The organism is Burkholderia sp. BE17, from assembly GCF_009362305.1.
Lineage (GTDB): Bacteria > Pseudomonadota > Gammaproteobacteria > Burkholderiales > Burkholderiaceae > Burkholderia > Burkholderia pyrrocinia_C.
Genome location: NZ_WHNU01000003.1, coordinates 29,908 through 43,396, shown reverse-complemented (window position 1 = coordinate 43,396; position 13,489 = coordinate 29,908). Strand labels below are relative to the sequence as shown.

Sequence of the window (13,489 nt, the reverse complement as noted above, 5' to 3'; positions counted from 1 at the left end):
CCGACGCAGGACCAGAACATGACATCGAGCAGCACGCCGCGCTATCGCGGCATCTTCCCCGTCGTCCCGACGACGTTTTCCGACACCGGCGAGCTCGACCTCGCGAGCCAGAAGCGCGCGGTCGATTTCATGATCGACGCGGGCTCGGACGGGCTGTGCATCCTCGCGAACTTCTCCGAGCAGTTCGCGATCACCGACGACGAGCGCGACGTGCTCACGCGCACGATCCTCGAACACGTGGCGGGCCGCGTGCCGGTGATCGTCACGACGTCGCACTACAGCACGCAGGTGTGCGCGGCGCGCAGCCTGCGCGCGCAGCAGCTCGGCGCGGCGATGGTGATGGCGATGCCGCCGTATCACGGCGCGACGTTTCGCGTGCCCGAAGCGCAGATCTTCGATTTCTATGCGCGCGTGTCCGACGCGATCGAAATCCCGATCATGATCCAGGACGCGCCCGCGAGCGGCACCGCGCTGTCGGCGCCGTTCCTCGCGCGGATGGCGCGGGAGATCGAGCAGGTCGCGTACTTCAAGATCGAGACGCCCGGCGCGGCGAACAAGCTGCGCGAGCTGATCCGGCTCGGCGGCGATGCGATCGAGGGGCCGTGGGACGGCGAGGAGGCGATCACGCTGCTCGCCGACCTCCATGCGGGCGCGACCGGCGCGATGACGGGCGGCGGGTTTCCGGACGGCATCCGGCCGATCCTCGAGGCATGGCGCGAAGGGCGCCACGACGACGCGTACGCGCGCTACCAGGCATGGCTGCCGCTGATCAATCACGAGAACCGCCAGTCCGGGATCCTCACCGCGAAGGCGCTGATGCGCGAAGGCGGCGTGATCGCGTGCGAGCGGCCACGGCATCCGATGCCGGAACTGCATCCGGACACGCGCGCGGAACTGCTCGCGATCGCGCGCCGGCTCGATCCGCTCGTGCTGCGCTGGGCACACTGAGCGATTCGCGAAGGAGGAATGGACCATGAGCAAGCAGGTTTCGCTGGGCGTCGTCGGGATCGGCAAGATCGCGCGCGACCAGCATCTTCCGGCGATCGCCGCCGAACCGGGCTTCGCGCTGACTGCGTGCGCGAGCCGCCACGCGGAAGTCGCCGGTGTACGCAACTATCAGGATCTCCGCGCGCTGCTGGCCGCCGAGCGCGAGCTCGACGCGGTGTCGCTGTGCGCACCGCCGCAAGTTCGCTACGCTCAGGCGCGCGCGGCGCTCGAAGCCGGCAAGCACGTGATGCTCGAGAAGCCGCCGGGCGCGACGCTCGGCGAAGTGGCCGTGCTGGAGGCGCTCGCGCGCGAGCGCGGCCTCACGCTGTTCGCGACCTGGCATTCGCGCTGCGCGAGCGCGGTGGAGCCCGCACGTGCGTGGCTCGCGACGCGCACGATCCGCGCGGTGCAGGTGCGCTGGAAGGAGGACGTGCGGCGCTGGCATCCGGGGCAGCAGTGGATCTGGGAGCCCGGCGGCCTCGGCGTGTTCGATCCGGGCATCAACGCGCTGTCGATCGTCACGCGGATCCTGCCGCGCGAGCTCGTGCTGCGCGAGGCGACGCTGTTCGTGCCGAGCGACGTGCAGACGCCGATCGCGGCCGAACTCGATTGCGCGGATACCGACGGCGTGCCCGTGCGCGCGGAATTCGACTGGCGGCACGGCCCGGTCGAGCAATGGGAGATCGCGGTCGATACGGCCGACGGCGTGCTCGCGATCAGCCGAGGCGGCGCGCAATTGTCGATTAACGGCGAGCCGGTCGAGATCGGCCCCGAGCGCGAGTATCCTGCGCTCTACGCACAGTTCCGCGCGCTGATCGCGCGCGGCGAAAGCGACGTCGACGTGCGGCCGCTGCGGCTCGTCGCCGACGCGTTTCTGTTCGGCCGGCGCGTCCAGACCGACGCGTTCGGCCGCTGAACGTGCCGGCGCGCTTCGCAGCGACCGCGCACGACAAATGATGAAGACCCAAGTCGATACCAGGAGACACCACATGACCCGCACGACTCACACGATTCGCCGACACACCCTGCGCGCGCTGCTGGCCGCGCTTTGCATCGCGCCGCTCGGCATGCAGGGCGCCGCGCGCGCCGACGCGCCGCTGAAGATCGGCTTCCTGGTGAAGATGCCCGAGCAGGCATGGTTCATCAACGAGCAGAACGCGGCGTCCGCGCTCGGCCAGAAAGAGAATTTCTCGGTCGTGAAGATCGGCACGCCCGACGGCGAGAAGGTGCTGGCCGCGATCGACAACCTCGGTTCGCAGGGCGCGCAGGGCTTCGTGATCTGCGCACCCGACGTGCGCCTCGGCCCGGCGATTACCTCGCGCGCGAAGCGCTACAACATGAAGTTCGTGACGGTCGACGACCAGCTCGTCGATTCGAGCGGCAAGCCGCTCGCGAACGTGCCGCACCTCGGGATGTCGGCGATCAAGATCGGCAACCAGGTCGGCCAGGCGATTTCCGACGAGATGAAGCGTCGCGGCTGGAAGCCCGAGGAAGTCGGCGCGCTGCGGATCACCAACTATGAGCTGCCGACCGCGAAGCTGCGCACCGACGGCGCGACGCAGGCGCTGCTCGCTAACGGCTTTCGCAAGGAGAACATCTTCGACGCGCCGCAGAAGACGACCGACGACGAAGGCGGCTTCAGCGCGGCCGCGCCGGTGCTCGCGCGGCATCCGAACGTGAAGAAATGGGTGGTCTACGCGCTGAACGAGGAAACCGTGCTCGGCGCGGTGCGTGCGACCGAACAGCTGCACATCCCGGCGGCCGACGTGATCGGCGTCGGCATCAACGGCGCGGGCGAAGCGTTCGCCGAGTTCCAGAAGAAGGAGCCGACCGGCTTCTACGGGACGATCGCGGTCAGCTCGACGAACCACGGCAAGGACAGCACGCAGAATCTCGTCGACTGGATCCGCAACGGCAAGACGCCGGCGGCCGACACGCAGACGAGCGGCAAGCTGATGACGCGCGCGAACTGGCAGGCCGTGCGCGCCGAACTCGGCATCTGAGCACGCGGGGCGAAAACGCAATGACGACGCAGACGATGACGGCCGTGTCCCGCCACGACGACGCTGAAACCGGCGCGGCCGCCGGCCCGCTGCTCGCGCTCGACGGCATCACGGTGACGTTCCCGGGCGTGCGCGCGCTCGACGCCGTGTCGCTGTCGGTGCGCGCGGGCGAAGTGCACGGGCTGATGGGCGAGAACGGCGCGGGGAAATCGACGCTGCTGAAAGTGCTGTCCGGCGTGAACCAGCCGCAGTCCGGCACGCTGACGCTGAACGGCACGGTGCAGCGCTTCGCGTCGACGCGCGCCGCGCTCGAGGCCGGCATCGCGATCATCTACCAGGAGCTGCATCTGGTGCCCGAGCTGACGGTCGCCGAGAACCTGATGCTCGGGCAGTTGCCGAGCCGGCTCGGCGTGGTCGACGAGCGCACGCTCGCCGCGCGTGCGCTCGATGCGCTGGAGCGGCTCGGCGAGCATATCGATCCGGGCATCCCGGTGAAGTACCTGTCGATCGGCCAGCGCCAGATGATCGAGATCGGCAAGGCGCTGATGCGCGACGCGCGCGTGATCGCGTTCGACGAACCGACGAGCTCGCTGTCCGCGCGCGAGACCACGCAGCTGTTCCGGATCATCCGCGCGCTGCGTGCGGAAGGCCGCGCGATCATCTACGTCACGCACCGGATGGAGGAAGTCTACGAACTGTGCGACCGCGTGACCGTGTTTCGCGACGGCCGCCGGATCGACACGTTCGATTCGGTCGCCGATCTCGACCGAGACCGGCTGATCGGCTGCATGGTCGGCCGCTCGATCGAGGACGTGTACGGCTACCGGCCGCGCGCGGCCGGCGACGTGCTGATCGAGGCGAAGGGGCTGGCGGGGCCCGGGCTGTCCGAGCCCGTGTCGTTCACCGCGCGGCGCGGCGAAATCGTCGGCTTCTTCGGGCTCGTCGGCGCGGGCCGTTCGGAGCTGATGAAGCTGCTGTACGGCGCGGTGCGCCCGAGCGCCGGGCACGTCGAGCTGGGCGGGCGGCGCGTCGCGTTTGCCAGCCCGCGCGACGCGGTGCGCGCCGGCATCGCGCTGTGCCCGGAAGACCGCAAGCAGGAAGGCATCGTCGCGATCGCGTCGGTGGCCGACAACCTGAACATCAGCGCGCGCCGGCATTTCAGCCCGGCGCGCATGCTGCTCGACACGCGGCGCGAGCGCGAGCTCGCGCAAAGCTACATCGAGCGGCTCGCGATCAAGACCCGCGACGGCGACACGCCGATCGGCGCGCTGTCCGGCGGCAACCAGCAGAAGGTCGTGCTGGCGCGCTGGCTGGCCGAACGCATCGACGTGTTCCTGATGGACGAGCCGACGCGCGGCATCGACGTCGGCGCGCGCGCGGAAATCTACAACCTGTTCTACGAACTCGCGGAAGCGGGCCGCACGGTGATCCTCGTGTCGAGCGATCTGGCCGAAGTGATCGGCGTGTCGGACCGGATCATCGTGATGAAGGAAGGACGGATCGCGGGCGAAGTGGAGAAGGCGCAGGCGACGCCCGATGCGCTGATCAAGCTCGCGCTGCCGCGCTAGCGGCTTGCTGTTCAACCGGAATGCAAAAGATATGAGCCAGGCAATGCAACCCCAACGTACTTCCCCGTCCCCCGATGCCGCTCCCATGAGGGCGCGCGGCGGCGTGTGGCAACTGATCAACCGCTCCGGCATCGTGATGGTGTTTCTCGTGCTGTTCGCGACGCTGTCGCTGACGGTGCCGGACTTCCTCACGCCGCGCAACATCCAGGGCCTGCTGCTGTCGGTCACGCTGATCGGCTCGATCGCGGTGACGATGATGTTCGTGCTCGCGCTCGGCGAGGTCGACCTGTCGGTCGCGTCGATCGTCGCGTTCTCGGGCGTCGTCGCGTCGACGCTGATCACCGCGACGCACAGCGTGCTGTTCGGCACCGCGGCCGGCGTGCTCGCGGGCGGCGCGGTCGGGCTCGTCAACGGCGTGCTGATCGCGCGCTACCGGATCAATTCGCTGATCGTCACGCTCGCGATGATGGAAGTCGTGCGCGGGCTCGCGTTCATCACGTCGAACGGCGACGCGGTGATGATCTCCGAGGAACGCTTCTTCGAACTCGGGTCGGGTTCGTTCCTCGGCATCTCGTATCCGATCTGGAGCAACATCATCGGCTTCGTCGTGTTCGGCTTCCTGCTGCGCAAGACGGTGTTCGGCAAGAACGTGCTCGCCGTCGGCGGCAACGGCGAGGCCGCGCTGCTCGCGGGGCTGCCGGTGATGCGCATCAAGATCACCGTGTTCGTGCTGCAGGGGCTCGTGACGGGCTTTGCCGGCGTGATGCTCGCGTCGCGGATGAGCCTCGGCGATCCGAAGACGTCGGTCGGCCTCGAACTCGGCGTGATCTCCGCGTGCGTGCTCGGCGGCGTGTCGCTGACGGGCGGCGTCGCGACGATTTCCGGCGTGCTGGTCGGCGTGCTGATCATGGGCTCCGTGCAGGATGCGATGAGCCTGCTGAACGTACCGACCTTTTACCAATATCTGATACGCGGCGGAATTCTGTTGCTCGCGGTGCTGTTCGACCAGTATCGTCGCAACCAGCGGCGCGCGATGAAGATCTGACCGGCAGCGCGCCGCCCGCGAAAGCGATGGATATATGCGACAGATATCGGGAGACGGCATGCAACAGACTCATCCGGCCGCGTCGGCGACGCTGCTGGCCGACAGCCGCAACGCGCTCGGCGAAGGCGCGACGTGGTGCGATGCGACACAGGCGCTGTACTGGACGGACATCGAAGGCGCGCGGTTGTGGCGATGCCGCGCGGACGGTTCCGACCTCGCGCACTGGCCGATGCCCGAGCGGCTCGCGTGTTTCGCGCTGACCGACGATCCGGACGTGCTGCTCGTCGGGCTCGCGACGCATCTCGCGTTCTTCGACCTGCGCAGCGGTGCGTTCACGCGGATCGTCGAAGTCGAATCCGACCTGCCGACCCGGCTGAACGACGGCCGCTGCGATCCGTTCGGCGCGTTCGTGTTCGGGATGAAGGACGAAGGCGGCGAGCCGCCGCGCGCGGTCGGCGGTTTCTACCGGCTCAATCCGGACCTCACGCTCGAACGGCTCGCGTTGCCGCCGGCGGCGATCGCGAACAGCATCGCGTTCTCGCCGGACGGTTCGAAGATGTATTTCTGCGATTCGCTGGTGCGCGAGATTTTCGTCTGCGATTACCGCGCGGGCGGCGACGTCGCGAACGTGCGGCCGTTCGCGCGCCTGACCGATGCGGCCGGCGACCCGGACGGCTCGACGATCGATCGTGACGGCGGCCTGTGGAACGCGCAGTGGGGCGGACGGCGGGTGGTGCGCTACGGGCCGGACGGCGTCGAGACGGAGCGTGTCGACGTACCGACCGCGCAGCCGAGCTGCGCGGCGCTCGACGGCGAAGGCCGCCTGTACGTGACGAGCGCGCGCGTCGGGTTGAGCGACGACGCGCTGGCAAGCGACGCGCATGCGGGCGGCGTGTTCGTCGCGCAGACGCGGCATGCGGGGCTGCCGACCGCGCGGTTCATGCCGAAGCGCGCAACCTGAGCGCCACGGCGCGGCCGGCGGACGCGCCATCGGCGCACGACCGCGCCGACCGCCGCGCCTCGATCGGCGCATTCACCACTCGGCGCGTCACTCGCGCGGCGCGTCGAGCCCCAGCCCCAGCAACGCCACCGCGTTGTCCTTCAGGATCAGCGGGTGCACGTCGGGCCGGAACCCGGCGCCGTTGAAATCCTCCAGCCATCGATCCGGCCGTATCAGCGGAAAATCCGACGCGAACAGCACCTTGTGCCTGAGCAGCGTGTTCGCATACTTGACCAGCTCCGGCGAGAAATACTTCGGCGACCATCCCGACAGGTCGATGTAGACGTTCGGCTTGTGCAGCGCGATCGACAGCGCCTGCTCCTGCCACGGCCACGACGGGTGCGCGATCACGATCTTCATGTCCGGAAAGTCGGCCGCGACGTCATCGAGATGGATCGGTTCGGAGTACTTCAGACGCAGCCCGCCGCCGCCGCGCATGCCCGATCCCATCCCCGAATGGCCGCTGTGGAACACGGCCGGCAGCCCGTGTTCGGCGATCACCTCGTAGATCGGATACGCGAGCCGGTCGTTCGGAAAGCATCCCTGCATCGTCGGGTGGAACTTGAAGCCCTTCACGCCGTGTTCTTCGATCAGGCGGCGTGCTTCGCGCGCGCCGAAGCGGCCCTTGTGCGGGTCGATGCTCGCGAACGCGATCATGACGTCGGCGTTGTCCTGCGCGAATTGCGCGATCTCCTCGTTCGGAATGCGGCGCCGGCCGATGTTCGTCTCGCAGTCGACGGTGAACATCACGAAGCCGATGCGGCGCTCGCGGTAATACGCGATCGTCTCCGGAATCGTCGGCCGGCGGCCCTGCTTCAGCACCGTGCCGAAGTACTTGTCGGCCGCGTCGTCGAATGCCTTCGCGAACAGGTCGGGCGGCTGGCAGCACGACACTTCGGCATGCACGTGCGTGTCGATGGCGATCAGGTTGCGGACGTCCAAGCGTGTCTCCTCATGTTGTGAAGGGCAGGCGCCGCGCGGCGCGAAACCGCGCGTTCGTGCCCGTTTAGGGGTTTGTCCCGAGCCGCTTCCATTCTACTTTACATATCAGGTTACCTGATAGTAAATTGGCGTCGAGTCGCGCAGGGCGGCACTGTCATTGGAGAACGAAGATGAGTTACGAAGGTCGCTGGAAAACGGTGAAGGTCGCTGTCGAGGGCGGGATCGCGTGGGTGTCGCTGAATCGTCCGGACAAGCGCAACGCGATGAGCCCGACGCTGAATAAGGAGATGATCGACGTGCTGGAAGCGGTCGAGCTCGACGCCGAAGCGCAGGTGCTCGTGCTGACCGGCGAGGGGGACGCATGGACGGCCGGGATGGACCTGAAGGAGTATTTCCGCGAAGTGGACGCGGGCCCGGAGATCCTGCAGGAAAAGATCCGCCGCGACGCGAGCCGCTGGCAGTGGCAACTGCTGCGCATGTATTCGAAGCCGACGATCGCGATGGTCAACGGCTGGTGTTTCGGCGGCGGCTTCTCGCCGCTCGTCGCATGCGATCTCGCGATCGCGGCTGACGAAGCCGTGTTCGGCCTGTCGGAGATCAACTGGGGCATCCCGCCGGGCAACCTCGTCAGCAAGGCGATGGCGGATACGGTCGGGCATCGCGAGGCGCTGTACTACATCATGACCGGCGACACCTTCACCGGGCCGCAGGCCGCGAAGATGGGGCTCGTCAACAAGAGCGTGCCGCGTGCGCAACTGCGCGACGAAGTGCTTGCACTCGCCGCGAAGCTGCTCGACAAGAATCCGGTCGTGATCCGCAATGCGAAGCACGGCTTCAAGCGCTGCCGCGAACTGACGTGGGAGCAGAACGAGGACTACCTGTACGCGAAGCTCGACCAGGCGAACTATCGCGATCCGGAAGGCGGCCGCGAGCAGGGCCTCAAGCAGTTCCTCGACGACAAGAGCATCAAGCCGGGCCTGCAGGCGTACAAGCGCTGACGCGCGACGCGGCACGCAACCGGACAGAGCGGAGACAGCGAAATGCACGAAGTGAGTTTGTTGATCGACGGCGTGTCGCGCGGCGCGTCGGATGGCGGCACGTTCGACCGGATCGACCCGGCGACGGGACAGGTGGCGTCGCGCGCCGCCGCGGCGACGCTCGCCGATGCGGATGCCGCGGTCGCGGCGGCCGCGCGCGCGTTTCCCGCGTGGGCGGCGCTCGCGCCGACCAAGCGCCGCCGGCGCCTGCTCGCGGCGGCCGACCGGATGGACGCGCGCGCCGGCGAATTCATCGAGACCGGCCGCGCGGAAACCGGCGCGATGGCGAACTGGTACGGCTTCAACGTGATGCTCGCGGCGAACATGCTGCGCGAGGCCGCCGCGATGACGACGCAGATCGACGGTGCGGTGATCCCGTCCGATGTACCGGGCAGCCTCGCGATGGCCGTGCGCCAGCCGTGCGGCGTCGTGCTCGGCATCGCGCCATGGAACGCGCCGGTGATCCTCGCGACCCGCGCGCTCGCGATGCCGCTCGCGTGCGGCAACACGGTCGTGCTGAAGGCGTCCGAAGGCTGCCCGGGCGTGCACCGGCTGATCGGCAGCGTGCTGCATGACGCGGGGCTCGGCGACGGCGTCGTCAACGTGATCACGCATGCGCCGCAGGACGCCCCCGCGATCGTCGAACGGCTGATCGCGAACCCGGCGGTGCGGCGCGTCAACTTCACGGGGTCGACGCGTGTCGGCCGGATCGTCGCGACGCTCGCCGCGCAGCACCTGAAGCCGGCGCTGCTCGAACTCGGCGGCAAGGCGCCGGTGCTCGTGCTCGACGACGCGGATCTCGACGCGGCGGTCGACGCGGTCGCGTTCGGCGCGTTCTTCAACCAGGGCCAGATCTGCATGTCGACCGAGCGTGTGATCGTCGACCGGAAAGTCGCCGATGCGTTCGTCGAGCGGCTCGTCGCGAAGGCGCGTACGCTGAAGGCCGGCAACCCGGCCGCACCGGGTGTCGTGCTCGGCACGCTGGAAAGCGCGGCGGCCGCGCAGCGCATCGCGGCGCTGGTCGCCGATGCGCGCGCGCACGGCGCGGCGTTGCCGCTCGGCTGCGAAGTCGACGGCGCGGTGATGCAGCCGACGATCGTCGATGGTGTCACGCGCGACATGAAGCTCTACGCGGACGAATCGTTCGGGCCGGTCGTGACCGTGCAGCGCGTCGACGGCGACGAAGCGGCGCTTGCGGCCGCGAACGACAGCGAATACGGGCTGTCGGCCGCGGTGTTCAGCCGCGACATCGCACGCGCGATGCAGGTCGCGAAACGGATCGAGTCGGGCATCTGCCACATCAACGGCCCGACCGTGCACGACGAGGCGCAGATGCCGTTCGGCGGCGTGAAGGCGAGCGGCTACGGCCGGTTCGGCAGCAAGGCGTCGATCGTCGAATTCACCGACCTGCGCTGGATCACCGTGCAGACCGCGCCGCGCCACTACCCGATCTGAGCGGGCCGCCGCGCAGCGGCTACGACAACGACACAATGAAGTTCCCGCCGCGCGCTGCGAGCGCGCCGGCGGAACCGACTGGAGACAGACCTTGGATGCGGATCCGACCCAACTGCGCGGCATCGCCGCCGCGCAGCCGGCCCCCGCCGGCTACCGCCCCGTCGCGATCGGTGCGGCACCGCCCGACATCGCGCAACGCGACGGCTGCTGGACCCTGAGTGCATCGACCGCGCTCGGCGCGTATCCGCGCCGGCTGACCGACCGGCTCGTCAGCGGTGCGCAAGCGCACCCGGACCGCTGGCTCGTCGCGCGGCGCGGCCCCGACGGCGCGTGGATCGGCATCAGCTATGCGCAGATGCTCGAACGCGCACGCGCGATCGGCCAGGCGCTGCTCGATCGCGGGCTGTCGGCCGAGCGGCCGGTCGCGATCCTGTCCGGCAACGATCTCGAACACCTGCAGGTCGCGTTCGGCGCGCTGTGGGCCGGCATTCCGTATGCGCCGTTGTCGCCCGCGTATTCGCTCGTGTCGAGCGACTACGGCAAGCTCCGCCACGCGCTCGCGCTGCTGACGCCGGGGCTGGTGTTTGCCGCCGACGGCGATGCGTTCCGCGCCGCGCTCGATGCGACGGTGCCGCCCGACGTCGAGCGCGTGGTCGTGGCGGCGGACGGGATGCACGGCGTCACGCGCCTCGCGTCGCTGCTCGACACCGTGCCGGGCAGCGTCGACGCCGCGCACGATGCGATCGCGGGCGATACGATCGCGAAATTCCTCTTCACGTCCGGTTCGACGCGGCTGCCGAAGGCGGTGCCGACCACGCACCGGATGCTGTGCAGCAACCAGCAGATGCTGCTCGAAACGTTTCCGCAATTCGGCATCGAGCCGCCGGTGCTGGTCGACTGGCTGCCGTGGAATCACACCTTCGGCGGCAGCCACAACGTCGGGATTGCGCTGTACAACGGCGGCACGCTGTATATCGACGACGGCAAGCCGGTCGCCGGCAAGTTCGACGAGACGCTGCGCAACCTGCGCGAGATCGCGCCGACGGTGTACTTCAACGTGCCGAAAGGCTGGGAGGAGCTGACCGCCGCGCTCGAAACGGACGCTGCGCTGCGCGCGACTTTCTTCTCGCGCGTGAAGATGTATTTCTTCGCGGGCGCGGGGCTGTCGCAGGCCGCGTGGGACCGGCTCGAACGCGTGACGCTCGCGCACTGCGGCGAGCGCATCCGGATCATGGCGGGCCTCGGGATGACCGAGGCCGCGCCGTCGTGCATGTTCACCACCGGGCCGATGTCGGGCGCCGGCTACATCGGCCTGCCCGCGCCCGGCTGCGACGCGAAGCTGGTGCCGGTCGACGGCAAGCTCGAGGCGCGCTTCCGCGGGCCGAACGTGATGGCCGGTTACTGGCGCGCAGGCCACGACGACGCGCGCGAGGTGTTCGACGACGAAGGCTACTACCGCAGCGGTGATGCGGTGCGTTTCGTCGATCCGCAGCGTCCGGAGATCGGGCTGATGTTCGACGGCCGGATCGCCGAGGATTTCAAGCTGTCGTCGGGGACCTTCGTGAGCGTCGGGCCGATGCGCGCGCGGATCGTGTCGAACGGCGCGCCGTATGTGCAGGACGCGGTCGTGACAGGAATGAATCGCGACGACGTCGGCGCGATGATCTTCCCGCGCGTCGACGATTGCCGCCGCCTCGCGGGCGCGGGGCCGGACGCCGACTTGCGCGCGGTGTTGCAGGCGCCGGCCGTGCGCGCGTTCTTCACGGACCTGTTGGCGCGGCTGAACCGCGACGCGACCGGCAGCGCGACGTTCATCGCGCGGCTGTGCCTGCTCGACACGCCGCCGTCGCTCGATCTCGGCGAAATCACCGACAAGGGGTCGATCAACCAGCGCGCGGTGCTGACGCAGCGCGCGGCCGTGGTCGAAGCGATGTACGCGCGCGACGCGGCCGACGCGGGTGTGATCGTCGCCGGCGCGGCGCGCGGCGCATAAAGCGCGCACGCCGCGGATCGTCGCCGGTGCGATACGCGGCGTATAAGGCGCGCACGCCGCGGATCGTCGCCGGTGCGGCACGCGGCGTATAAGGCGCGCACGCTGCGGATCGTCGCCGGTGCGGCTCGCGGCGTATAAGGCGCGCGCGCTGCGCATCGTCGGCGACGCGCTGTACGACGATCCGTTCCGCGCGGACCAGTGCGCGATCGGCGCTGACTTTTTCGACTATCCGCTCGCGGCGTTCGCGCATCGGCTCGCGCTCGTCGAGGCCGGGTGCCTAGCGTCGTTGCCGGCTGCCGGCTGCCGGCGCCCAAGGCCTGCTGTCGGTTTGAACCGGCGGCGCGCGGCGCGTCCACCGCGCCGCACGCACTTTCACAGATCCAGCACCAGCAGCGGCGTGACCGCACGCGAACAGCACGGCAGCATCTGATCGTTGGCCGCACGTTCGTCGTCGGTCAGGTAGACGTCGCGATGATCGGGCGTGCCCGACAGCACGCGCGTGAGGCAGGTGCCGCACACGCCCTGCTCGCACGATACCGGCACCTCGATTCCGCAGCCGCGCAGCGCTTCGACGATTGTCGTGCCGGCCGGCACGTCGACGACGCGGCCCGATTGCGCGAGCGATACCTGGAACGCGTGGTCGCCTCCGCCTTCGCCTGGGGCAGCCGCGGCGTCCACGCCGGCCGCGCCTGAGCCGGCCGCACCTGAGCCGGCCGCGCCTATGCCGGCCGCGCCTAAGCCGGTCGCGCCTAAGCCGGCCGCGCCGAAATACTCCCGATGCACATTCGCCGGATCCCAGCCGGCTTGCGCGGCCGCCGCGAGCACGGCGCCGATGAACCCGCCGGGGCCGCACACGTACAGGTGCGTGCGCGCATCCGGCTTCGCGAGCACGTGCGGGAAATCGATGCGCCGGCCGTCCGGCGCGTCGTCGAACCAGAGCCGCGTGCGGGCCTTGAGCGCGGGTGTGTCGAGCCGGTCGAGGAACGCGGCGCGCGCCGGCTCGCGTACGCAGTAATGCAGCTCGAACGACTGGCCGGTCTCGATCAGGTGCTCGGCCATGCTGAGCAGCGGCGTGATCCCGATGCCGCCGGCGAGCAGCACGGTGTGCGCGGCACGCGGGTCGAGCGGGAAGTGGTTGCGCGGCGCGCTGACGTCGAGCGTCGTGCCGGGCTCGCATGCGTGCATCGCGAGCGAGCCGCCGCGCGACGCGGGCTCGCGCAGCACGCCGAGCCGGTAGACGCCGGCCTCCGACGGGCTGTTGCACAGCGAATACTGGCGGACGAAGCCGCCGACGTGAACATCGATATGCGCGCCGGCCGTAAAGGGCGGCAGCGCCGTGCCGTCTGCCGGCGCGAGTTCGAACGCGCAGATGTCGGTCGCGACGGGAAGCTTGCGGATGAGCGTGACTTTCATGGGGAATGGTGAAATAGGCGTGCCGCACCGCCATGCGGCGGCGGTG

Annotated in this window: 11 protein-coding genes; 9 read left to right on the top strand and 2 right to left on the bottom strand. The window is 69.2% G+C overall.

What is annotated here, in order from left to right:
- Positions 1-18 precede the first annotated feature (18 nt).
- From GD429_RS04105 to GD429_RS04080, 6 genes are all read left to right on the top strand, one after another.
- Positions 19-948, top strand: coding sequence for a dihydrodipicolinate synthase family protein (locus tag GD429_RS04105; protein WP_152855798.1), 930 nt, complete (start codon positions 19-21; stop codon positions 946-948).
- Positions 949-973: 25 nt separating this feature from the next.
- Positions 974-1,903 carry a Gfo/Idh/MocA family protein gene (locus GD429_RS04100; RefSeq protein WP_105390617.1) on the top strand — a complete coding sequence of 310 codons (930 nt, stop codon included), beginning with the start codon at positions 974-976 and terminating at the stop codon, positions 1,901-1,903.
- 73 nt (positions 1,904-1,976) lie between these two features.
- Positions 1,977-2,990 carry an arabinose ABC transporter substrate-binding protein gene (locus GD429_RS04095; protein WP_152855797.1) on the top strand — a complete coding sequence of 338 codons (1,014 nt, stop codon included), beginning with the start codon at positions 1,977-1,979 and terminating at the stop codon, positions 2,988-2,990.
- Between the two features lie 20 nt (positions 2,991-3,010).
- On the top strand, positions 3,011-4,558 hold the full coding sequence (araG, locus tag GD429_RS04090; RefSeq protein WP_152855796.1) for an L-arabinose ABC transporter ATP-binding protein AraG: 1,548 nt from the start codon (positions 3,011-3,013) through the stop codon (positions 4,556-4,558).
- 31 nt (positions 4,559-4,589) lie between these two features.
- Positions 4,590-5,603 carry an L-arabinose ABC transporter permease AraH gene (gene araH / locus GD429_RS04085; protein ID WP_152855795.1) on the top strand — a complete coding sequence of 338 codons (1,014 nt, stop codon included), beginning with the start codon at positions 4,590-4,592 and terminating at the stop codon, positions 5,601-5,603.
- Between the two features lie 58 nt (positions 5,604-5,661).
- On the top strand, positions 5,662-6,564 hold the full coding sequence (locus GD429_RS04080) for an SMP-30/gluconolactonase/LRE family protein (RefSeq protein WP_152855794.1): 903 nt from the start codon (positions 5,662-5,664) through the stop codon (positions 6,562-6,564).
- An 87-nt stretch (positions 6,565-6,651) separates the two neighbouring features.
- On the opposite strand, the gene GD429_RS04075 is transcribed toward GD429_RS04080, so the two are convergent.
- Positions 6,652-7,545, bottom strand: a complete 894-nt coding sequence (locus GD429_RS04075) for an amidohydrolase family protein (RefSeq protein ID WP_152855793.1) — start codon at positions 7,543-7,545, stop codon at positions 6,652-6,654.
- Between the two features lie 170 nt (positions 7,546-7,715).
- On the opposite strand from GD429_RS04075, the gene GD429_RS04070 reads away from it, so the two are divergent.
- The 3 genes from GD429_RS04070 to GD429_RS04060 all read left to right on the top strand — a co-directional run bounded on the left by GD429_RS04070 (position 7,716) and on the right by GD429_RS04060 (position 12,030).
- The gene (locus GD429_RS04070) at positions 7,716-8,543 is read left to right on the top strand and encodes a p-hydroxycinnamoyl CoA hydratase/lyase (protein ID WP_152855792.1); all 828 of its coding nucleotides are present in this window, start codon (positions 7,716-7,718) and stop codon (positions 8,541-8,543) included.
- Positions 8,544-8,585: 42 nt separating this feature from the next.
- Positions 8,586-10,037, top strand: coding sequence for an aldehyde dehydrogenase (locus GD429_RS04065; RefSeq protein WP_152855791.1), 1,452 nt, complete (start codon positions 8,586-8,588; stop codon positions 10,035-10,037).
- Between the two features lie 91 nt (positions 10,038-10,128).
- The gene (locus GD429_RS04060; protein WP_152855790.1) at positions 10,129-12,030 is read left to right on the top strand and encodes a feruloyl-CoA synthase; all 1,902 of its coding nucleotides are present in this window, start codon (positions 10,129-10,131) and stop codon (positions 12,028-12,030) included.
- A 372-nt stretch (positions 12,031-12,402) separates the two neighbouring features.
- Here GD429_RS04060 and GD429_RS04050 read toward each other — a convergent pair whose 3' ends face one another.
- Positions 12,403-13,443, bottom strand: a complete 1,041-nt coding sequence (locus GD429_RS04050; RefSeq protein WP_152855788.1) for a PDR/VanB family oxidoreductase — start codon at positions 13,441-13,443, stop codon at positions 12,403-12,405.
- Between the last annotated feature and the right edge of the window lie 46 nt (positions 13,444-13,489).

Coding starts and splice junctions, on each gene's coding strand:
- GD429_RS04065 (WP_152855791.1), top strand. CDS start 8,586: ATGCACGAAGTGAGTTTGTTGATCGACGGCGTGTCGCGCGGCGCGTCG.
- araG (WP_152855796.1), top strand. CDS start 3,011: ATGACGACGCAGACGATGACGGCCGTGTCCCGCCACGACGACGCTGAA.
- GD429_RS04105 (WP_152855798.1), top strand. CDS start 19: ATGACATCGAGCAGCACGCCGCGCTATCGCGGCATCTTCCCCGTCGTC.
- GD429_RS04095 (WP_152855797.1), top strand. CDS start 1,977: ATGACCCGCACGACTCACACGATTCGCCGACACACCCTGCGCGCGCTG.
- GD429_RS04050 (WP_152855788.1), bottom strand. CDS start 13,443: ATGAAAGTCACGCTCATCCGCAAGCTTCCCGTCGCGACCGACATCTGC.
- GD429_RS04080 (WP_152855794.1), top strand. CDS start 5,662: ATGCAACAGACTCATCCGGCCGCGTCGGCGACGCTGCTGGCCGACAGC.
- GD429_RS04100 (WP_105390617.1), top strand. CDS start 974: ATGAGCAAGCAGGTTTCGCTGGGCGTCGTCGGGATCGGCAAGATCGCG.
- GD429_RS04070 (WP_152855792.1), top strand. CDS start 7,716: ATGAGTTACGAAGGTCGCTGGAAAACGGTGAAGGTCGCTGTCGAGGGC.
- araH (WP_152855795.1), top strand. CDS start 4,590: ATGAGCCAGGCAATGCAACCCCAACGTACTTCCCCGTCCCCCGATGCC.